Annotated in this window: 16 protein-coding genes, 2 tRNA genes and 1 pseudogene; 5 read left to right on the top strand and 14 right to left on the bottom strand. The window is 60.6% G+C overall.

Annotated elements, in window-relative coordinates; genetic code table 11:
• Window positions 1-86: 86 nt before the first annotated feature.
• Window positions 87-1,301 carry a nicotinate phosphoribosyltransferase gene (pncB, locus tag AB3G88_RS02735; RefSeq protein ID WP_480453105.1) on the top strand — a complete coding sequence of 405 codons (1,215 nt, stop codon included), beginning with the start codon at window positions 87-89 and terminating at the stop codon, window positions 1,299-1,301.
• Between the two features lie 3 nt (window positions 1,302-1,304).
• Window positions 1,305-2,132 (top strand): NAD(+) synthase, encoded by an 828-nt coding sequence (nadE, locus tag AB3G88_RS02730; RefSeq protein WP_480453103.1) that lies wholly within the window; start codon window positions 1,305-1,307, stop codon window positions 2,130-2,132.
• Window positions 2,133-2,267: 135 nt separating this feature from the next.
• On the opposite strand, the gene azu is transcribed toward nadE, so the two are convergent.
• Window positions 2,268-2,714 (bottom strand): azurin, encoded by a 447-nt coding sequence (gene azu, locus AB3G88_RS02725; protein WP_158879120.1) that lies wholly within the window; start codon window positions 2,712-2,714, stop codon window positions 2,268-2,270.
• A gap of 332 nt (window positions 2,715-3,046) precedes the next feature.
• Between azu and AB3G88_RS02720 the strand changes: the two genes are divergently transcribed.
• A complete protein-coding gene (locus tag AB3G88_RS02720) occupies window positions 3,047-3,229 on the top strand; it encodes a hypothetical protein (protein WP_099583660.1) in 183 nt (60 codons plus the stop codon).
• Between the two features lie 46 nt (window positions 3,230-3,275).
• Here AB3G88_RS02720 and AB3G88_RS02715 read toward each other — a convergent pair.
• The 13 genes and pseudogenes from AB3G88_RS02715 to rnr form a co-directional block, all read right to left on the bottom strand.
• Window positions 3,276-4,165, bottom strand: a pseudogene (locus AB3G88_RS02715) (transglutaminase family protein).
• A complete protein-coding gene (locus AB3G88_RS02710) occupies window positions 4,165-6,651 on the bottom strand; it encodes a circularly permuted type 2 ATP-grasp protein (protein ID WP_099583662.1) in 2,487 nt (828 codons plus the stop codon). Before AB3G88_RS02710 ends, AB3G88_RS02715 begins: the two are co-directional and overlap by 1 nt.
• A gap of 148 nt (window positions 6,652-6,799) precedes the next feature.
• Window positions 6,800-10,090 (bottom strand): transglutaminase family protein, encoded by a 3,291-nt coding sequence (locus AB3G88_RS02705; RefSeq protein ID WP_480453100.1) that lies wholly within the window; start codon window positions 10,088-10,090, stop codon window positions 6,800-6,802.
• Between the two features lie 187 nt (window positions 10,091-10,277).
• Window positions 10,278-10,727, bottom strand: coding sequence for a hypothetical protein (locus tag AB3G88_RS02700; RefSeq protein WP_480453098.1), 450 nt, complete (start codon window positions 10,725-10,727; stop codon window positions 10,278-10,280).
• On the bottom strand, window positions 10,724-11,644 hold the full coding sequence (locus AB3G88_RS02695) for an Ssp4 family T6SS effector (RefSeq protein WP_112193135.1): 921 nt from the start codon (window positions 11,642-11,644) through the stop codon (window positions 10,724-10,726). The genes AB3G88_RS02700 and AB3G88_RS02695 overlap by 4 nt, the downstream gene beginning before the upstream one ends.
• A gap of 209 nt (window positions 11,645-11,853) precedes the next feature.
• On the bottom strand, window positions 11,854-14,157 hold the full coding sequence (locus tag AB3G88_RS02690; protein WP_099583666.1) for a YgiQ family radical SAM protein: 2,304 nt from the start codon (window positions 14,155-14,157) through the stop codon (window positions 11,854-11,856).
• A gap of 98 nt (window positions 14,158-14,255) precedes the next feature.
• Window positions 14,256-15,650: a replicative DNA helicase gene (dnaB, locus tag AB3G88_RS02685; RefSeq protein ID WP_064450415.1), complete on the bottom strand. Its 1,395-nt coding sequence runs from the start codon at window positions 15,648-15,650 to the stop codon at window positions 14,256-14,258.
• A 110-nt stretch (window positions 15,651-15,760) separates the two neighbouring features.
• A complete protein-coding gene (rplI, locus tag AB3G88_RS02680; protein ID WP_003171376.1) occupies window positions 15,761-16,207 on the bottom strand; it encodes a 50S ribosomal protein L9 in 447 nt (148 codons plus the stop codon).
• Between the two features lie 18 nt (window positions 16,208-16,225).
• A complete protein-coding gene (locus tag AB3G88_RS02675) occupies window positions 16,226-17,119 on the bottom strand; it encodes a YybS family protein (protein WP_099583667.1) in 894 nt (297 codons plus the stop codon).
• A 36-nt stretch (window positions 17,120-17,155) separates the two neighbouring features.
• Window positions 17,156-17,386 (bottom strand): 30S ribosomal protein S18, encoded by a 231-nt coding sequence (gene rpsR / locus AB3G88_RS02670; protein WP_003171373.1) that lies wholly within the window; start codon window positions 17,384-17,386, stop codon window positions 17,156-17,158.
• A gap of 29 nt (window positions 17,387-17,415) precedes the next feature.
• Window positions 17,416-17,838, bottom strand: a complete 423-nt coding sequence (gene rpsF / locus AB3G88_RS02665) for a 30S ribosomal protein S6 (RefSeq protein ID WP_003171371.1) — start codon at window positions 17,836-17,838, stop codon at window positions 17,416-17,418.
• A 309-nt stretch (window positions 17,839-18,147) separates the two neighbouring features.
• Entirely contained in the window at window positions 18,148-18,903 is a 756-nt protein-coding gene (gene rlmB / locus AB3G88_RS02660; RefSeq protein ID WP_099583668.1) for a 23S rRNA (guanosine(2251)-2'-O)-methyltransferase RlmB, read from the bottom strand.
• The gene (rnr, locus tag AB3G88_RS02655; protein ID WP_112193131.1) at window positions 18,900-21,533 is read right to left on the bottom strand and encodes a ribonuclease R; all 2,634 of its coding nucleotides are present in this window, start codon (window positions 21,531-21,533) and stop codon (window positions 18,900-18,902) included. The genes rlmB and rnr overlap by 4 nt, the downstream gene beginning before the upstream one ends.
• A gap of 224 nt (window positions 21,534-21,757) precedes the next feature.
• Here rnr and AB3G88_RS02650 point away from each other — a divergent pair.
• Window positions 21,758-21,844: transfer RNA gene (locus AB3G88_RS02650), tRNA-Leu, on the top strand.
• Between the two features lie 152 nt (window positions 21,845-21,996).
• Window positions 21,997-22,083 (top strand) — tRNA-Leu (locus AB3G88_RS02645).
• Window positions 22,084-22,098: the final 15 nt, after the last annotated feature.

Raw genomic sequence — 22,098 nt, 5'->3', positions numbered from 1 at the left:
CCCACGGGTCTATGCGCCACTAGCCCCCTTCCTTAATTGTGCGTAAAGGCCGGCGCCCAACGCCGACCCGTCTGGAGATTCCCGTTATGAGCGAGAGTGTGTTTGCCGATCGCATCGTGCAGAACCTGCTCGACACCGACTTCTACAAGCTGACCATGATGCAGGCGGTGCTGCACAACTACCCGAACGTGGAAGTTGAATGGGAGTTTCGTTGCCGTAACAGTGAAGACCTGCGCCCCTACCTGGCGGAGATCCGCTACCAGATCGAGCGCCTCGCCGAGCTGAGCCTGAGCCCGGACCAATTGGGCTTCCTGGAACGCATCAGTTTTATGAAGCCGGACTTCCTGCGTTTCCTCGGGCTGTTCCGCTTCAACCTGCGTTATGTGCAGACCGGCATCGAAAACGGCGAGTTGTTTATCCGCCTGCGCGGCCCGTGGCTGCATGTGATCCTGTTTGAAGTGCCGATGCTGGCCATCGTCAGCGAAGTGCGTAACCGCTACCGCTACCAGACCGTGATCCTCGAACAGGCCCGCGAGCAGCTGTACCGCAAGTTCGACTGGCTGACGGCGAATGCCAGCAGCGAGGAACTGTCGGAACTGCAAGTGGCCGACTTCGGCACGCGCCGGCGCTTCTCGTACCGGGTGCAGGAAGAAGTGGTCACTGTACTCAAGCACGACTTCCCAGGGCGCTTCGTCGGCACCAGTAACGTGCATCTGGCCCGCGAGCTGGACATGAAGCCCCTGGGCACCATGGCCCACGAATGGATCATGGCCCACCAGCAACTCGGCCCGCGCCTGATCGACAGCCAGATCGCCGCCCTCGATTGCTGGGTCCGCGAATACCGGGGCCTTTTGGGCATTGCCCTGACCGACTGCATCACGACCGATGCATTCCTCGGTGACTTCAACTTGTACTTCGCCAAGCTGTTCGACGGCCTGCGCCACGACTCCGGTGACCCGGTGCAATGGGCCGAAAAAGCCATCGCCCACTACCACAAGCTGGGGATCGAGCCGATGAGCAAGACACTGGTGTTCTCCGACAGCCTGTCGCTGCCCAAGGCCCTGGAGATTTTCCGGGCGCTGCGCGGTCGCATTAATGTGAGCTTTGGCATCGGCACCAACCTGACCTGCGATATTCCAGGGGTGGAGCCGATGAGCATCGTGCTTAAAATGACCGCGTGCAATGGCCAGCCCGTCGCCAAAATCTCCGATGAAGCGGGCAAGACCCACTGCACCGACCCGAATTTTGTCGCCTATTTGCGTCATGTTTTCAAAGTACCTGCCATTTCCAGCAAGGAGTGAATCATGCAAGCCGTACAGCGTGAGATTGCGCAGCAACTCAAGGTGCAAGCGCCGTTCAACAACCAGGCCGACCTTGAGGCCGAAGTGGCCCGCCGCGTGGCTTTTATCCAGGATTGCCTGCGCAACTCCGGGCTCAAGGCATTGGTACTGGGCATCAGCGGCGGCGTCGATTCCCTGACCGCCGGCCTGTTGGCCCAACGTGCGATGCAGGAACTGCGCGCCAACACCGGTGATGAGGCTTACCGTTTTATCGCGGTGCGCCTGCCCTACGACACCCAGTTCGACGAAATCGACGCCCAGGCCTCGGTGGACTTTATCGAGCCGGACGAGCGCCACACCGTGAACATCGGCCCGGCGGTGAAAGCCCTGGCCAGTGAAGTGGCTGCGTTCGAAGGCAAGGCGGCGGTGTCCCGCGATTTCGTACTGGGCAACACCAAGGCGCGCATGCGCATGGTGGCGCAATACACCATCGCCGGCGCGGCCGGTGGCCTGGTGATCGGCACCGACCACGCGGCGGAAGCGGTGATGGGCTTTTTCACCAAGTTCGGTGACGGTGCGTGCGACCTGGCGCCTTTGAGCGGGCTGGTGAAGAACCAGGTGCGTGCGATTGCACGGCACTTTGGCGCGCCGGAATCGTTGGTGGAGAAGATCCCGACTGCCGACCTCGAAGACCTGTCGCCAGGCAAGCCGGATGAAGCGTCACATGGCGTGACCTATGCGGAGATTGACGCGTTCCTGCACGGTGAAGCGGTGCGCGAGGAAGCGTTCAGGATTATCTGCGAGACGTATCGCAAGACTGAGCACAAGCGGGTGATGCCGTTTGCGCCTTGAGGTGAGTCGGGCAGTTTTGTAGTGACTGTCAGATAGTCATCGGGGGCAAGCCCCCTCCCACCTTTTGAAATGCGATCCAATGTGGGAGGGGCGGTGCGACAATTCGACTTGCCCCCGATGAACGATAACGCGGTGTTACTTGACGACCACCGTGCCTTTCATCATCGAGATGTGGCCTGGGAACGAGCAGAAGAACGCGTAGTCGGTCCCGGCTGCCAGCTTCGACACATCGAACGTCACCGAATCTTTCTCGCCGGCACCGATGATCTTGGTGTGGGCGATGATGCGGTCGTCACCTTCTTTCAGGTAGTTCTTGTCGATGCCAGCGGCCATGCCTTCAGTGGCAACGGGTTGCATGTTGGCGGCAGTGGTCAGCACCCAGTTATGGCCCATGACGTTTTTCGGCAGGTTGCCGGAGTGAGTCAGTTCGACAGTGAACGTCTTGCAGCTCTTGTCGATCACGACTTCCTTGGTATTGAAGGACATCTGGTCAGTGGAGTCGACGGTGACCTTGCACTCTGCGGCAAGCAACTGGCCGCTCGCCAGAGTCAGCAGGGAAACAGCAACGAGTTTGGCAAACATGTGAATCTCCAAGGCAGGGTTTAAAAAACGCGGATTGCGATAAGGGTGCATCAAACAGGCTTGAATTCTTATGATCTGAATCAACAGATTGTATACAACTTTAGGCTATCAGACTTATCAACACAATCTACCAGCCAAAGTCGCAGTACCTCCCTATGATCGGCCCATTACCCACTGGAGTCCGAACCATGCGCCTCAATCACCTGTTCAACGGCCTGCTGGCCGCGTACGCCTGCGGTAAGTGAAGGCAAAGCGCGCTGCTAAGCTGCTACCATAGCGACCCAAGGCAGCTGCGCGCCGCCACCCTCACCTTCGACCCTAGAGGATCGCCCATGGCCAAACCTAATTACTCCTTCGCCAAACGTCAGAGAGACTTGGCCAAGGAACAGAAGAAAGAGGAAAAACTGCAACGCAAGAAAGCCGCTGCAGACGAAGAAGCCGGCGCACTGAACCCGGACGTCGATGCTGAAGAAACGAGCGACGAGACTGAAACACCAAAGGATCCGGCTGAATAATTTCTTTTGTGGTGAGCAGGCCCACCCTGCTCACCCTCCTCAACCGCTACTCCAGCGGCATCACCGTCACCCGCACCTCCGGGTCATGGCTCCCTCCCCCAGAATCACCCCACGCAACGGCGACACATCGGAAAAGTCCCGGCCCCAGGCCAGGGTGATGTGCTCCAGTGCCGGCTGCACATTGTTCGTCGGATCAAAATCGACCCAGCCTGACACCGGGCAAAACACCGAGACCCACGCATGGGACGCATCGGCGCCGATCAGCCGTGGCTGGCCGGGCGGTGGCTGGGTGAGCAGGTAACCGCTGACATACCGCGCCGCCAGCCCCCGCGAGCGCAGGCAGGCAAGCATCAGGTGGGCGAAGTCCTGGCACACGCCACGACGGCGCTCCAGCACTTCCACCAGCGGCGTGGCGACCTGGGTGGCTTCGGCATCGAAAGTGAATTCGCTGAAGATCTTTTCCATCAACGCCTGCACGCCCAACAGCAACGGCTCACCGGGCGGGAAGCAACTTTCGGAGAACTCGACGAAGGTTTTTTTCAGGTGCACGTAGGGCGATTCAAAGCGATACCGACAGGCTTCGATTCGCTCAGCCGTCATCGGCTGGCTGCTGTAGGTCAGGCTGTCACGGGTCTGATCCCAGGCCGGTGACTGCTGGAAATCCAGCGCGGGCCGCGCCAGTACTTCCACGGTCAGCCCGGCGTTGACCAGTAGTTCATCATGGGGCCGTTCGAACGCCAGGCGAGTGATCGGGTTGCCGTACACGTCCAGCTCATCGCGGCGCGAGGTCGGCTCCGGGCTGATATCCAGTTGCTGCGAGGTACAGCGCTGCCAGGCACAGGGCCGTGGCCATAAGTGCGCCAACTGCTGGGCCAGGGACACCGGGCTATCGTAGTGGTAGTGGGTATCGTGAAAAATCTGATAGCGCGCGCTCATTACACCGACACCGTTTGCTGGCTGACATCATCCACATGGGCAAAATGGCGCAGGGCCAGGCGATCCGACACTTGACCGCTTTCGTCGGCCACCGCTTGCAGCAGGTCGGCCAAACCGTCCAAGGCGGCACGTACGCCGGACTCGCCAAACAGCGGGTTCTCCAGGCAGCCCAGGTCGAAACGCGCCAAACGCTCCACCAAGGGCGCCAGCCCGGTTTCCCGTGGGACACCGAAGTCGTCATTAAGGCGACGCACGGTGCGGCTGACCAGCTTGAGCTGGAACAGCACCGCATGAGGGTTCTGCTCGTCCAACAGCAGCAGGTCGAGCACGGGGATCAACTGCGGCACCGCCAGGTAGCGCGAGCGGTAGGTGATGCTGCTGTTACCCAGCTCCAGCAACCACTCCAGCCCCGCCTGATCGAACACCGCCATACCCCGCAGGAACGCTGCCAGGCTACTGCTCAAGAACTGCAGGCGCTCGATGCGCCGCCCCATCATCAGGAAACGCCAGCCTTCGTCACGGGTCATGTCGTCCAGGGCAAAGCCGGACAGCGCCGCCAGGGACATCACCAGGCGGTTGAGAAAATCGAGTAACTCGCCAAAGTCCGGCGCTTCACGTTCCAGCTCCATGGCTTCGCGTTGCAGCTCCACCAGCGCCTGCCAGTTCTCGCGGGACAACTTGCCACGCACCTGGGACGCCGCCCACTGCAAGCGTTGCAGGTTGGCGCGCAGGCTCGATGGCCAGTCGTCGCCGAGCAATGCGCCAAGCAGACGCTCAGGCAATTCGCCCTCTTCGGGCAGCAGGCGCAGGTTTTCGCCCAACTCCACCGCCGCCTGCAACGCCAAGGGATCGTCGCCGTCGACGTAACGCGCCAGCACGATACGCAACCAGCGCGCGCTGTTATCGCAGCGCTCGCAATAACGGCCAAACCAGAACAGGTTTTCCACCACCCGTGACGGCAGATAAGGATCGCGGCGCACCAGGTCGTGGGCACCAATCGTGCGCTGGGCACGCCACTGCTCGCCACCGGCGGCGCGCTCGCCGAGCACCCAGGTGTCCTTGCTCGCACCGCCGCGCTGCATCGACACCACTTCGGCATCGGCCTCGGCGGCCACGCGGGTCAGGCCACCGGGCAATACGCGATAGCCCTCGTCACTGGCCACCGCGTACACACGCATGCCGATGGCGCGGTGCTGCAGGTGGTCATCCACGGTGTGCCACACCGGCGCCTGGGACAGTTGCGCCAGCTCCTGGGCGACATAGGCGTACGGCCGCGCCCGCATGCGTTCGGCGAGGGCGTCGCGTTGTTCATCGTTCAGATCGCGACCGAATACCGGGGCGAAACTCTGCGAGGGGAACGCGGGTTTGATCAGCAGCTCCGGCAGTTTCTCCAAGGCTTCGGCGAGCACCGGCGCTTCGCCGCACCACCAGGTGGCGATGGACGGCAGGATCAGTGTTTCGCCGAACAGGAATTCGTTGATCTTCGGCAAAAAGCCGAGCAACCCAGGGGATTCCAGCACGCCGCTGCCCAAGGCATTGGCCACCAGCACATTACCCTGGCGCACGGCATCCAGCAGGCCCGGCACGCCGAGGGCCGAGTCGGTGCGCAGTTCCAGCGGGTCACAGAAGTCATCGTCCAGGCGCCGCATGATCGCGTGCACCCGGCGCAGGCCGCTGAGCGTCTTGAGGAACACGGTGCTGTCGCGCACGGTGAGGTCGCCGCCTTCCACCAGCGGGTAGCCGAGCTGGCGCGCGAGGTAGAGGTGTTCGAAATAGCTTTCGTTGAAACGGCCAGGCGTGAGCAGCACGATCAGCGGTGGCTGGTCATCGCCGGGAGCCTGGCGGGCCAGGGTTTCCTGGAGCGTGCGGAAGAAGCCGGTGAGGTGCTGCACCTGCAAGTCGCGGTACAAGTCCGGGAAGGCGCGGGACACGATGGTGCGGTTTTCCAGCGCATAGCCGGCGCCCGACGGCGCCTGGGTACGATCGGCCGTCACCCACCAACGCCCATCCGGTGTGCGCGCCAGGTCCACCGCGTACAGGTGCAGGAAGGCACCGTCGGGTGGCTGGATACCCTGGCACGGCCAGAGGAAATTGTTATGCCCGAACACCAGCTCCGCCGGCAGCAGGCCTTCCTTGATCAAGCGTTGCGGGCCATACAGATCGGCGAGCACCGCATTGAGCAGGCGTGCCCGCTGGGCGATACCGGCCGACAGGTGCTGCCACTCATCGGCGGCCAGCACATGGGGCAGCAGGTCCAGTTCCCACGGACGATCGGCGCCCTTGGGATCGGCGTAGACGTTGTAGGTCACGCCGTTTTCCTGGATCTGCCGAGTCAGCAGCGCCTGGCGCTGGGCCAGTTGCGCGGGGGTGCTGCGTTGCAGGTGATCAAGCAGGCGCTGCCAATGGGCACGCACCGCGCCACTGCCATCCAGCAGTTCGTGATAAGTGCCCGCAGTCAGCGGGTAACGGTCGAGCAAGTCGGACATGGAACGCTCGGCAGAGGCAAAGGGGCTCAGATTAACTCAACAAACACTGCAAATCCCCTGTGGTCGCCGGGCTTTTGTGGTGAGCGGGCTTGCCCCGCGCGAGGCAAGCTCGCTCACCACAAAAGCCCAGGGCACAGTGAAATCGCATTCAGTCTTTTTTATTGGAGAAACGTCGTAGATCCAGAGTCATCGGCAGCTCGTCATTAATCTCCAGGTTTGGTACCGGCAGTTTTCCAGGCGTATGCCCCAAGCGGAAAAACCGCTCCTGCCGCCGGCTCTCAGCGCCGTTGGCATTCACCGGCAAGCTGTCGTAATTGCGTCCGCCCGGATGCGCGACGTGGTACTGGCAACCGCCCAACGAGCGTTGCATCCAGGTGTCGAGCAGGTCAAACACCAACGGCGCGTGCACCGGGATGGTCGGTTGCAGACAGTTGGCCGGTTGCCAGGCGCGGTAACGCACGCCCGCGACAAACTCGCCGACGCGCCCGGTGGGTTGCAGCGGCACCGGGATGCCGTTGCAGGTCAGCAGATAGCGTTGCGGTGGCAACCCGCTCAACTTCACTTGCAGGCGCTCCAGGGACGAATCCACATAACGCACCGTGCCGCCTACTGCGCCCTCCTCGCCCAGCACGTGCCAGGGTTCCAGGGCCTGGCGCAGTTCCAGCTCGATACCGCTGACGGCGTAATCGCCGACCTTGGGGAAACGAAACTCCAGATGTGCGGCGAACCATTCGGCGCGCAGCGGGTAACCGGCGGCGTTGAGTTCGACGATCACGTCGGCAAAGTCCTGCTCGATAAAATGCGGCAGCAGGAAACGGTCATGCAACTCGGTGCCCCAGCGCGCCAGTTTCGGCGGCGCGTAAGGCTCACGCCAGAACCGCGCCACCAGCGCCCGCAGCAACAATTGCTGGGTCAGGCTCATGCGCGCATGGGGCGGCATTTCAAAGGCGCGCAGCTCCAGCAGGCCCAGGCGGCCAGTAGCGCCGTCGGGCGAGTACAGCTTGTCGACACAGAATTCGGCGCGGTGGGTATTGCCCGTCACGTCGATCAGCAGGTTACGCAGCAGGCGATCCACCAGCCATGGCGGGCATTCTTCACCAGGCTCGGGCATTTGTGCGAAGGCGATTTCCAGCTCATACAGCGCATCGTTGCGCGCTTCATCCACCCGCGGCGCCTGGGAGGTCGGGCCGATAAACAGGCCGGAGAACAGGTAGGACAACGATGGGTGGTTATGCCAATAGCTGATCAGGCTGCGCAGCAAATCGGGGCGGCGCAGGAACGGCGAATCCTTGGGCGTGGCGCCGCCGAGCACAAAGTGGTTACCGCCGCCGGTACCGGTGTGGCGGCCGTCGATCATGAATTTTTCGGTGGTCAGGCGAGTCTGACGCGCCTCTTCGTAGAGGAACTCGGTGCGCTCGACCAACTCATCCCAGGTCGCAGACGGCTGCACATTGACCTCAATCACGCCTGGGTCCGGCGTGACCCGGAAGTTGCTCAGGCGCATATCGAACGGCGGCTCGTAGCCTTCCAGCAGCACCGGGCAGTGCAGCTCTTCAGCGGTGGCTTCGATGGCGGCCACCAACTCCAGATAATCCTCGACGCGCTCCAGGGGCGGCATAAACAGGTACAGCCGCCCTTCACGGGCTTCGGCACACAGCGCGGTACGGGTCAGCCAGTCGGCGGATTCATCCACCTCTGGCACACGGTCCTCGCTCGGCGCGGGTTCGCCGTGGCTTTGCAGTTGCGCAGTGGTCGGCAGCTGCGGTTGATCCTGATTGGGGTCGGTGGGATGCACGAACGGATACTCCGCCGCCGTCACCCACGGCTGCGACGCCAGCGGCAGGCGATAGCCTAATGGCGAATCCCCCGGCACCAGGCGGCAGTGATTATCGCGCAGGTACCAGCGCCCGCTCTGCCAGCGGTCATTGGCGGCGGTGCGCGCCAGCGGCAACACTTGGCCGATGATTTTATCCAGGCCCTGGCTGAACACTTTGCGTAGGCGTTCACGCTCCAGGTCATCACTCAAACGAGGGTCTTGGGCGGTGACGTTCTGTGGCAACGCACCTTCACGCCACAGGTAGTAAAAATTGTCTTCAAAGGCCGGGAACACAAAACGCGCCGGCAACTTGAGGCGCTCGGCCACACTGGCCAGGAAACGCCCGGCCATCACGCCATCCGCACCGTAGTCCTCTTGCTCATCGGCAATCAGCGCGCTGTTATGCCAGATCGGCACACCGTCTCGACGCCAGTAACAGTTGAGCGACCAGCGCGGCAGTTGCTCGCCGGGGTACCACTTGCCCTGGCCAAAATGCACCAAGCCCTTGGGCGCGTAGTGCTTGCGCATGCGCTGGAACAGCTCGGCGGACAGGCGACGTTTGTCCGGGCCAAGGGCAGCGGTGTTCCACTCTGCGCCGTCGGGGTCGTCGATGGATACGAAAGTCGGCTCGCCGCCCATGGTCAGGCGCACGTCGTCCTTGAGCAGGTCGCCATCGATCTGCCGGCCCAGCGCCTGAATCGCCAGCCACTGCTCTTCGGTGTAGGGCTTGGTCACCCGTGGGGCTTCCCAAATGCGCTCTACCGACATTTCGTGGGTGAATTCGCACTCGCACGGTTCCACCAGCCCACTGATTGGCGCGGCAGACGATGGATCAGGACTACAGGCCAACGGGATATGCCCTTCACCGGCGAACAGCCCGGAGGTGGCATCCAGGCCAATCCAGCCCGCGCCGGGCAAATACACTTCGCACCAGGCGTGCAGGTCAGTGAAGTCCACCTCCGTGCCGGACGGGCCGTCGAGAGCTTTGACGTCGGCGGTGAGCTGGATCAGATAACCGGAGACAAACCGCGCCGCCAACCCCATGTTGCGCAGCAATTGCACCAGCAGCCAGGCCGAGTCACGGCAGGAGCCGGAGGCGTTGTCCAGGGTGAACTCCGGGGTTTGCACGCCCGGTTCCATGCGGATCAGGTAGCCAATGTCATTGGCCAGGCGCTGGTTGAGCCCCACCAGGAAGTCCACGGCGGGCAACGGCGTGCGGTCGATGCCGGCCAGGTAGGCAGCAAACTTCGGCGTCAGCGGCAGGGTTTCCAGGTACGGCGCCAGCTCACGCTGCTCATCGGCGGCGTAGCTGAAGGGGATTTTTTCGGCATAGGGTTCGAGAAAGAAGTCGAACGGGTTGAAGACTGCCATCTCAGCGACCAGGTCCACTTCGATCCGCAGTTCATCGGTCTTTTCCGGGAACACCAGGCGCGCCAGGTAGTTGCCTTGGGGGTCTTGCTGCCAATTGATGAAGTGCTGCTCGGGCAGCACTTTCAGCACGTAGGACAAAATCCGCGTGCGGCTATGAGCAGCCGGGCGCAAACGCACGATCTGCGGGCCGAGTTCGACAGCCCGGTCATAGCGGTAATGCGTAACATGGTGCAACGCGACATGAATCGACACGGCGGCCTCCTGCGAGCCAGGGCATGGACACAACGCGCGCAAGACTTATGCCACTGCGGCGGTCATTGCGCTTTATCGTAAGACCCGGTGCAGTACAGCACCAAAACGGCGCCATCGCAGGTGCCGTGGTGCGAGGGTTGCACATATTTGTGGCGCACGTGCGAACGTAGGTGGTGAATCTACCCAGTCAGTGAGCTTTGCGTTGTGCAATGACGGCTTGGCGCAGGCGGCGGATTCCAACGAGTTTTGTACGCATCTCTCGTTGAACCTTGCTGTTAAGTGTCAACAATCCGAGGGATGGGAATAACAGCGCCAACCCATAGAGAACTTTATGAGGCTGATACTGAACCATTGGAAATACAAACAGTAGACAGGCGACGTAGATACCGACCATCACCCATACCCAGGAGGGTCGGCCCCGCAAAATCATAAAGTTGCTATGGACCGTCAACAGAATGAGCAGCGCCCCGACCACTAGGATCTTGAGCCCCACTTGAGCCAGCGGCACATCCCGAAAATAGGTGACGAACGCCAGCGCCACAGCCAACGCCAACGAGAAGTACGCAGCGAATACGCCGCCCAGAAACGTCAGAAAGTAATGCCTGAAAAAGTCTCGCAACGTCATCAAGTCGTTCATTCATTTATTTCCTCGTACACCCCTATCGCAATGGTATTGACGTTTCCGGAGTACGCGCTCCCGCCAAACCCTACGCTGGCGCCCAGGACTTCTTTGATCTGGGTAGTGGTGCTGTGCTTGAGCTGCGCAGGGGTGAAACGCTTGGTGAGTTCACCCGACGCCTGCTTCAACTTGAGCATTTTTGCGCTCAAGCTAGGATGGTTGATGCTCAGTAGCTCTTTCGTGAGCTTGGCTCTTTCCTGTCGATTCAACCCGCGAAGCACGTCACGCAGGCTCTTACCCGTCGATGCTTTGGCGGCACTGACCAGCTTGACCGTCGTCAGGGCCGAAGCGCCCACGCCTGCCAGTGATACTGCGTCCAGCACAATGGAAGCATTCTGATACCAACCTTCACTGTCGAGCCAATCCTTTACCTCAGGTTTGGCTACCTCCAGCGCTGTTCGAGCAATGCCGTTGAAACACTGAAGCGAACTTGCACCGGCAGCCGCATACCCCACCACAACGATGACGGAACTGGCGCCGGCACTGAAAGGCACCAGAATCGTTCCACTGGCGATCGCAACCCAACTGATGACAGCGCCCAAGCAGGAGATTCCGGTATTTACGGATTCGCCAATCAGTCGGGACTCTCGAGGATTGCTCACGACATGTTGAGCAAACTGCGTCGGCGCAATGTACTTCTGCGCCTCGCGCAAGATGATGCGCTTGGGCTTGATGCTGCAGATCGGCTTGAACTCGCGCAGGGTGATGATGTTGAAGTCGGCGTCGATGTACACCACGCCCGCGCCGACGATACCGGGGTCGGCGTCGATGGCGGCGAACAGGCGCGGCAGGTTGATCTGGCTTTCGATGCGCTGGCGCGCCATGAACTGGGAGCGGTTGGAGTCCATGCCGATGCCGGCCAGGGGGTTGCCCATGGTTGTTCGTCCTTGAAAGTGAGGGTGGCAGATCGGGCCTCGTCGGGGGCAAGCCCCCTCCCTCATTTGGGTCTGTAAACACCGTCAGTGTGGGAGGGGGCTTGCCCCCGATAGCGATCTAATGGGCGCCACCTTACCAAACAGGCTCACCCCCGACCAGAAAGCAAAACGCCAGCTCAAGGCTGGCGTTCTGCATATTCAAGCAGCGATCAACGCGGCACAACCGGCTTGCGCGCAGGCTTGCCGCCCTTGCCCTTGGCCGCATCGGTGCGCTCTTTGGCCGCCTGCTTGTTACGCGCCTGGGCCGCAGCCTTGGCCTGCTCACGCTTGTCCCACGGGTTGCTGCCGTCGCTGCCACGGGGCGGCAGGCCGGTGTGCTGGGTGAGAATCTTGGTGGTGGTTTCCTTGGCGACCTTGTGGCTGCCGGCCGGCGTCGAGTTCTTGCGCCGGGCACTCTGGTAGCTGTCGGTGGACGGCTGGTGCAGCGGGATCAGTTGGTCCTTGCCCGACCCGATCAGGTCGGCACGGCCCATGCGGGTCAGCGCTTCACGCAGCATCGGCCAGCCTTTCGGGTCGTGGTAACGCAGGAACGCCTTGTGCAGGCGGCGTTGCTCCTCGCTCTTGACGATGGTCACCGCGTCGCTCTTGTAGGTGACCTTACGCAGCGGGTTCTTGCCCGAGTGGTACATCGCGGTGGCGGTGGCCATCGGCGACGGGTAGAACGCCTGCACCTGGTCGGCACGGAAGCCGTTGCCCTTGAGCCACAGGGCCAGGTTCATCATGTCTTCATCGGTGGTGCCAGGGTGGGCGGCGATGAAGTACGGAATCAGGTACTGCTCCTTACCCGCTTCCTTGGTGTACTTCTCGAACATGCGCTTGAACTTGTCATAGCTGCCAATGCCCGGTTTCATCATCTGGTTGAGCGGACCTTCCTCGGTGTGTTCCGGGGCGATCTTCAGGTAACCACCGACGTGGTGCGTTACCAGCTCTTTGACGTATTCCGGCGACTCGACAGCCAGGTCGTAGCGCAGGCCGGAAGCGATCAGGATCTTCTTCACACCCGGCAACGCACGGGCGCTGCGGTACAGCTGGATCAGCGACGAATGGTCGGTATTCAGGTTCGGGCAGATGCCCGGGAACACGCAGGACGGCTTGCGGCACGCGGATTCGATTTCCGGGCTCTTGCAGGCGATGCGGTACATGTTCGCGGTCGGGCCGCCGAGGTCGGAGATGACGCCGGTAAAGCCAGGGACTTTGTCGCGGATCTCTTCGATTTCGCGAATGATCGACTCTTCGGAACGGTTCTGGATGATGCGGCCTTCGTGCTCGGTGATCGAGCAGAAGGTGCAACCGCCGAAGCAGCCACGCATGATGTTCACCGAGAAGCGGATCATGTCGTAGGCCGGGATCTTTTCCTTGCCGTAAACAGGATGCGGAACACGTGCGTAAGGCATGCCGAACACGTAGTCCATTTCTTCGGTGGTCATTGGAATGGGCGGCGGGTTGAACCACACGTCCACTTCGCCGTGTTTCTGCACCAGGGCACGAGCGTTGCCCGGGTTGGTTTCCAGGTGCAACACGCGGTTGGCGTGGGCATAGAGCACCGCATCGCCACGGACCTTTTCCACCGACGGCAGGCGAATCACGGTCTTGTCGCGGGTCATGCGCGGGCTGGCCAGGATCTGTACGACCTTGGCTTCTTCCGGGTCATCCACCGGGCCTTTTTCCTGCTCGATGGCGCAGGCCTGGGTGTCCTGGGTATTCACGTACGGGTTGATGATCTTGTCGATCTTGCCCGGCCGGTCGATGCGCGTGGAGTCCACTTCGTACCAGCCGGCAGGCGTGTCACGGCGAATAAACGCGGTGCCGCGCACGTCGGTGATGTCTTCGATCTTGTGGCCCCACGACAGGCGCTGGGCAACCTCGACGATGGCCCGTTCGGCATTGCCGTACAGCAGGATATCGGCGGTGGCGTCGATCAGGATCGAGTTGCGCACGCGGTCCTGCCAGTAGTCGTAGTGGGCGATGCGGCGCAGGGAGGCTTCGATGCCGCCCAGCACGATCGGCACGTTCTTGTAGGCTTCCTTGCAACGCTGGCTGTACACCAGGCTCGCACGGTCCGGGCGTTTGCCCGCCATGCCGCCAGGGGTGTAGGCGTCGTCGGAACGGATTTTCTTGTCGGCGGTGTAGCGGTTGATCATGGAGTCCATGTTGCCGGCCGCGACGCCGAAGAACAGGTTCGGCTCGCCGAGCTTCATGAAGTCGTCTTTGGACTGCCAGTTCGGCTGGGCAATGATCCCGACGCGGAAGCCTTGGGACTCCAGCAGCCGGCCGATGATCGCCATGCCGAACGACGGATGGTCAACGTAGGCATCACCGGTGACGATGATGATGTCGCATGAATCCCAGCCAAGCTGATCCATCTCCTCCCTGCTCATCGGCAGGAATGGCGCAGGACCGAAACATTCGGCCCAGTACTTGGGATAGTCAAATAACGGCTTGGCTGTTTGCATGACGGTGACCGGTGTTGAGATGAAAAATCGCGGGCGCGGAATATAGCACAAATTTTGACCAATTCCGACCTTTGCAGTCGGAATTGGCGACGACGTTTTTACTCGTCGTCGAAGTTGTAACTGCCCGGCGCCAGGTTTTCGAAGCGGGTGTATTTGCCAATGAAGGCCAGGCGCGTGGTACCGATCGGGCCGTTACGCTGCTTACCGATAATGATTTCAGCGATGCCTTTATGCTCAGTTTCCGGGTGATACACCTCGTCCCGGTAAACGAACATGATTACGTCAGCATCCTGCTCGATCGCTCCGGATTCGCGCAAGTCGGAGTTGATCGGGCGCTTGTTCGGCCGCTGCTCAAGGGAACGGTTGAGCTGCGACAGGGCAACCACCGGGCAGTTGAATTCCTTGGCCAGGGCTTTCAACGAGCGGGAAATCTCGGAAATCTCGTTGGTACGGCTGTCGCCGCTGGAACCTGGGATCTGCATCAGTTGCAGGTAGTCGATCATGATCAGGGCGATATCGCCGTGCTCACGCACCAGGCGTCGGGTCCGTGCGCGCATTTCCGACGGACTGATGCCCGCCGTGTCATCGATAAACAGCTTGCGGTCGTTGAGCAGGTTGACCGCCGAGGTCAGGCGCGGCCAATCGTCGTCTTCCAGGCGACCGGCACGTACCTTGGTCTGGTCGATGCGACCGAGGGACGACAACATACGCATGATCAGCGATTCGCCTGGCATCTCCAGGGAGTAAACCAACACTGCCTTGTCGCTGCGCAACACGGCGTTTTCCACGAGGTTCATGGCGAATGTGGTTTTACCCATGGACGGACGGCCGGCGACGATGATCAAGTCAGACGGCTGCAGGCCGCTGGTCATGCCATCCAGGTCGGTGTAGCCGGTGGACAGGCCAGTGATCGCGTTGTCGGTGTTGAACAAGGTATCGATACGGTCGATCGCCTTGGTCAGCAGGTCGTTGACGCTGACCGGGCCACCGGTTTTCGGCCGTGCCTCGGCGATCTGGAAGATCTGCCGTTCGGCTTCGTCGAGAATTTCTTCAGCGGTACGACCTTCCGGGTTGAAGGCGCTGTCGGCGATTTCGGTGGCGATGCCGATTAACTGGCGCAACGTGGCCCGCGCACGGACGATCTGCGCATAGGCCTTGATGTTGGCGACCGATGGCGTGTTCTTCGCTAGCTCACCGAGGTAACCCAGGCCACCCACTTGGGAGGTCTGGCCTTCCTTGTCCAACTGCTCGGCCAGGGTCACCACGTCGATCGGCGAGTTCTGGTCGGCCAGCTTGGCGATGGCGCGGAAGATCAGGCGGTGATCATGACGGTAGAAATCGCCATCCGAGACTTGATCCAGCACGCGTTCCCAGGCGTTGTTGTCCAGCATCAAACCACCGAGCACGGCCTGTTCGGCCTCGATGGAATGCGGCGGCACCTTCAGGGCAGCGGTTTGCAGATCGTATTGCTCAGGAGCGGAGATATCGTTCATGGCCACTTGGAATTTGGGGATCGTAAAAAAACAAAAGGCACGACCTGTAAACAGGATCGTGCCCGATGTTAACTGGCTGACACGCGAGGTGCCAGTCAGTTAGGTGCTGCTTAAGCTGCTACCACTACAACGCGTACGGTGGCTTCAACTTCAGCGTGCAGATGCACGGCTACGTCGAATTCGCCTACGTTGCGGATGGTGCCGTTCGGCAGACGAACTTCGCTCTTCTGCACTTCAACGCCGGAGGCGGTCAGTGCATCAGCGATGTCGTGGGTGCCGATCGAACCGAACAGCTTGCCTTCGTCACCGGCGGTGGCAGTGATAGTCACTTCCAGCTCAGCCAGTTGGGCAGCGCGAGTTTCGGCCGAAGCTTTTTTGTCTGCTGCTGCTTTTTCCAGCTCAGCACGACGCTCTTCAAACGCAGCCAGGTTGGCAGCGGTTGCAGCGGTGGCTTTGCCGTATGGCAGCAGGTAGTTACGACCGTAACCGGCCTTAACGTTCACTTTGTCGCCCAGGTTGCCCAGGTTGGCGACTTTTTCCAGAAGGATCAGTTGCATGTGAAAATCCTCTAACTTTTAACCTTCACCGTTCGCGTTATCGGCGTCTTTCGGCGCCAGACGACCGCGAAAATCAATCAGGCCGTCGACAATGGCCAAGACCACGAGTAACGGATAGATCAGCTGCATGAACAGCAACAGCGTGACGTACAACCCCACCAGCCAGAACCTGGCCAGGCGCTTGCGCGCAACAAGCCCATGAATCAGGGCTAGCCCGGCAAACACCAGCGGTACGCTGCAAATCGGCGCTAACAAGGCCATCTGGGTCCCGAAGTTCGGTCCGATAACCATGCACGCCAGCAGCAACATCGCTGGTCCCGCGGGGATTCTGATACTGCGAAACTCGCGACCAAAACCACCCGGGTTGTACAACAACGCCTGCCAATAACGCCCAAGAATCAGGCTCAGCACGCTGACGACCTGCAACAAAGCCGCAATCAGGCCGGTCAGGACCGGGGCAATCAGTGATGCAAACCGCGCTCGCTCATCTACCGACAATTGCTGGTAGAGATCCCCGAGGGCCAGCGGCAGGATCTTGACGATCTCCTGCGCCAGCGCCTCGATTTGCGGGCGGAAAGCCGCGCCAAGCATCACTGAGTACACCAACCCCAATGCCACGCTGACCAGCAGCGTGCGGACCCAGGACTCACTTGCGCGTAAAACCAACGCAAGGCTCGATGACCCCAGCAGTACCAGAAGTACCCGTGGATCACCCATTTGCAGCCACCAGATCAAGGCAGGCAACAAACCCAGGGCAAGAACGCCAAGAGCGTCCTTCAAACCGCGCCGCAGCAGCACAAGGCAACCTGCGGCAGCACCCAACCAATAAAGCAACGGCAATGCCGCACATCCAGCCACTACCAGAGTGGCCTGCACACGACCGCGCATGATGAACTCAGCTAAGGCGCGCATGCATTCAATCCCTTACTACTTGTCGACTGCCCGGTCTCAGCGGCCGTGGCTGTCGGTGTAGGCCAGCAGGGCCAGGAAGCGGGCGCGCTTGATAGCGGTGGCCAGCTGACGCTGATAACGTGCTTTGGTACCGGTGATACGGCTTGGAACGATTTTGCCGGTCTCGGATACGTAGGCTTTCAGAGTGTTGAGATCTTTGTAATCGATCTCCTTCACTTCTTCAGCGGTGAAGCGGCAAAACTTACGACGACGGAAGAAACGTGCCATTTGATAGGCTCCTTAATAAGGTCCGTGGATTACTCGTCAGCGTTATCGCTGCTGTCGCTGTCATCACTGTCAGCGCTATCAGCGCCTTCGTGCTCAGGACGGTCGCGACGCTCACGGCGCTCACTGCGGTTTTCTTCAGCCTTGAGCATCTCGGATTGGCCGGTAACGGCTTCTTCGCGACGGATGACCAGGTTACGGATCACTGCATCGTTGTAGCGGAAGTTGTCTTCCAGCTCGGCCAAGGCCTTGCCAGTGCACTCAACGTTCAGCATCACGTAGTGAGCCTTGTGAACATTGTTGATTGCGTAGGCCAGTTGACGACGGCCCCAATCTTCCAGACGGTGGATTTTGCCGCCGTCTTCTTCGATCAGCTTGGTGTAACGCTCAACCATGCCGCCGACTTGCTCGCTTTGATCCGGGTGGACCAAAAAGATGATTTCGTAATGACGCATGAATGCTCCTTACGGGTTGTAGCCTGCCGCTCAAAAACGGTCAGACAAGGAGTGAATGACACTTATGGATCTTGCCGCAGGGGAGGCACATGCGTGCCTGCCAGGCGGGCAAGGGGCGCAATTGTAGAGAAGGGGAAGAACGGGCGCAAGGTGATTGGTGATTATTTGAACAACCTTCCGAACACCACAAACCAAATGTGGGAGAGGGCTTGCCCCGATAGCTGATGGTCAGTCACATCATCTGTAACTGAACCACCGCTATCGGGGGCAAGCCCCCTCCCACATTTTGCATCTATGCCAGGCTCAGAATTACTTCTTGGCCTTGACCTTGACGCCACGCTGACGCCGGGCTTCGAACAGGCATACGCCCGTCGCCACCGACACGTTCAGGCTGCTGACGCTACCGGCCATCGGCAGGTGTACCAAATAGTCGCAATGCTCGCGGGTCAAGCGACGCATACCCTTGCCTTCAGCACCCATGATCAAGATAGTCGGGCCGGTGAGATCCTGGTCATAAATACTGACCTCGGCCTCTCCCGCCGTACCCACGACCCACAGGCCACGCTGCTGGAGTTTCTCCAGGGTACGCGCCAGGTTGGTCACGGCCACCAGCGGAATCACTTCCGCCGCCCCGCAGGCGACTTTACGCACGACGGGCGTCAGGGTAGCGGACTTGTCTTTAGGCACGATCACCGCCAGCGCACCGGCAGCGTCGGCCGAACGCAGGCAAGCGCCGAGGTTGTGCGGGTCGGTTACGCCGTCCAGCACCAGCAACAGCGGCGCGCCTTCGGTGCGGTCGAGCAGCTCGTCGAGCATGGCTTCGCCCCAGACCTGGCTCGGACTTACGTCCGCGACCACGCCTTGGTGAACGCCTTCAACCCAAACGTCCATTTCACGACGCTCGGCCTGGCCGATGGCGACCTTGTTCTGGGTCGCCAACTCGACCAGCGCTTGTACGCGCGGCTCGCTGCGACCTTCTGCCAACCACACTTGCTTGACACGCTTAGGGTGATGACGCAGCAGTGCTTCTACGGCATGGACGCCGTAGATTTTTTCCAGACTCATGACTTGGCCTTAGGTTTGCGCGACCCGCCGCTTTTCGCAGGGGCCGAACCCGCTTTTGGCGGGCCTTTACGGTGTTTACTTGGCTTGCTCGACGGCTTTTCCGCCCCGTGGGACTTTCCCCCAGACGCCGCTTTACCACCGCTTTTGGCTTCGTTGAGCAACTGCTGCTTCAACTCGCGGCTCTTGCGCAGTTCGGCGTTTTTCGCCGCTGCGTCGCTTGGGCGGTAGGCTTCGGGGGCCTTTTCCTTGACGGAGGAACGGCGACCGGCCTTGGCCGGCGCAGGCTCGGCGGTCGCTGCTTTCGCAGGAGCGCCTTTGCCCTTGGTAGCCGGCGCGGCGGTTTCGCTGCCACGTTTTTTACGACCCACTGGTTCGGCTGGCTTGTCTGGCATACCGAAGTCGATCTTGCGCTCATCGAGATCGACGCGCATGACCTGCACTTCCACGGTATCGCCCAGACGGAAGCTGCGACCGGTGCGCTCGCCCGCCAGGCGGTGATGCACAGGATCGAAGTGATAGTAGTCACCCGGCAAGGCCGTGACATGCACCAGGCCTTCGACGTAGATGTCGGTCAACTCGACGAACAGGCCAAAGCCGGTCACGGCGGTGATCACACCCGGGAAGGTCTCGCCAACGCGGTCTTTCATGAACTCGCACTTGAGCCAGTTCACCACGTCACGAGTGGCTTCGTCGGCGCGGCGCTCGCTCATGGAGCACTGCTCGCCCAACTGTTCCAGGGCCGCTTCGTCGTACGGATAGATCCGTGCCTTCGGAATCGTCATGGCACCGGCGCGCTTAACGTGCGGGGTGTTCTGCTTGGAGTGGATCACACTGCGGATTGCGCGGTGCGTGAGCAGGTCCGGGTAACGACGGATCGGCGAGGTGAAGTGGGTGTACGCCTCGTAATTCAGGCCGAAGTGGCCTTGGTTGTCAGCGCTGTACACCGCCTGGCTCAGGGAGCGCAGCATCACGGTCTGGATCACGTGGTAATCCGGACGGTCCTTGATGCTGGCCAGCAAGGCCTGGTAGTCCTTCGGCGTCGGGCCGTCCTTGCCTTTGTGCAGGGACAGGCCGAGCTCGCCAAGGAAGGCACGCAGTTTTTCCAGACGCTCCGGCGGCGGACCATCGTGCACGCGGTACAACGCAGGAATCTCATGCTTCTTCAGGAACTCAGCAGTGGCCACGTTGGCCGCCAGCATGCATTCCTCGATCAGCTTGTGTGCATCGTTACGTGTGGTCGGGGTGATTGCGGCGATCTTGCGCTCGGAACCAAAGACAATCCGGGTTTCCTGGGTTTCAAAATCGATCGCGCCACGCACGTGACGAGCACCCAACAGCACCTTGTACAGCGAGTAGAGCTGCTTGAGGTGCGGCACGACGCCAGCGTATTCGGTACGCAGGGCCTTGGCTTCGCTGGTCTTCGGCGTTTCCAGGATGGTGCTGACCTTGTTGTAGGTCAGGCGCGCCTGGGAGTGAATCACCGCCTCGTAGAACTGGTAATCGGTCATTTCACCGGTTTTCGAGATGGTCATCTCGCATACCATGGCCAAACGGTCGACTTTCGGGTTCAGGGAGCACAGGCCGTTGGACAGCTGCTCGGGCAGCATCGGGATCACGCGCTCAGGGAAGTACACGGAGTTGCCGCGCACCTGGGCTTCGTTATCCAGGGCCGAACCGATCTTCACGTAGCTGGACACGTCGGCAATCGCGACGAACAACTTCCAGCCGCCGGAGAACAGGCGCAGCTTGCCAGGCCTGGCTTCGCAGTAGACCGCATCGTCGAAGTCGCGGGCATCTTCGCCGTCGATGGTGACGAACGGCAGATGGCGCAGGTCGATGCGTTTTTCTTTGTCTTTCTCTTCCACTTCAGGCTTGAGCTTGGCGGCTTCCTTGAGCACGGCCTCAGGCCAGACGTGAGGAATATCGTAGGTGCGCAGCGCGACGTCGATTTCCATGCCCGGCGCCATGTAGTTGCCGACCACTTCAACGATATCGCCCTGAGGCTGGAAGCGCGCAGTTGGCCAGTGGGTGATTTTCACCTCGACGAACTGGCCGACCTTGGCTGCGCCATTGCGGCCCGGGGTGATCAGCACTTCCTGCTGGACCTTCGGGTTATCCGGCACCACAAAGCCGATACCGCCTTCTTCGAAATAACGGCCGACGATGGACTCGTGGGCACGGGACACCACTTCGACGATCACGCCTTCACGGCGACCGCGACGGTCCAGGCCGGAAACGCGCGCCAGGGCACGGTCGCCATCGAACACCAGGCGCATTTGCGCTGGGCTCATGAACAGGTCGTCACTGCCGTCATCCGGGATCAGGAAGCCGAAACCATCACGGTGGCCGGCAATGCGGCCGAGGATCAGGTCGAGCTTGTCCACAGGCGCATAAGTGCCACGGCGGGTGTAGATCAGTTGAGCGTCGCGCTCCATGGCACGCAAACGGCGGCGCAGGGCTTCGAGCTGGTCTTCGGTGGTCAGACCGAATTCTTCAACCAACTGCTCGCGGCTAGCAGGCGAACCCCGATCGGCGAGGTGCGCCAGGATCAGTTCGCGGCTAGGAATAGGGTTTTCATATTTTTCCGCTTCACGAGCGGCCTCGGGATCGAGGGACTGCCAATCGGCCATTAGAGAGTTTTCACCTTGTCTATATGCGGGTTAGTTTGGCATACGCGTATTGAAACGGGAAATTTCAGGCATCAACAAGCGTTTAAAAGCCCTTTATAGCCCTCGGTGCGCACCTTGCACGACCATTGGCGAAATTTTCCAGGCTTTTTTCATGGCAGGGGTTTACAGCCTACAAGCCTCTCCGTATAGTGCGCGCCATCGACGACGGCAACGTTGTTGATGCTGCCCAGGTGGTGAAATTGGTAGACACGCCAGCTTCAGGTGCTGGTGATCGCAAGGTCGTGGAAGTTCGAGTCTTCTCCTGGGCACCAAATTCAGATCAAACCCGCGAAAGCGGGTTTTTTCGTTTCAGGCTTTTGATTTTTAACGCAAAACCCGTTTTATTTTTTTGAATCAGGGGTTTACAGATCAAAAAGCCCGCCGTATAGTTCGCCCCATCAACAGCGGCAACGTTGCTTGATAAGCCCAGGTGGTGAAATTGGTAGACACGCCAGCTTCAGGTGCTGGTGATCGCAAGGTCGTGGAAGTTCGAGTCTTCTCCTGGGCACCAAATTCAGATCAAACC

It is taken from the genome of Pseudomonas arvensis, from assembly GCF_056688935.1.
Note: the sequence above shows the minus strand (reverse complement) of the source record. Positions and strands in the feature narration are given on the sequence as shown.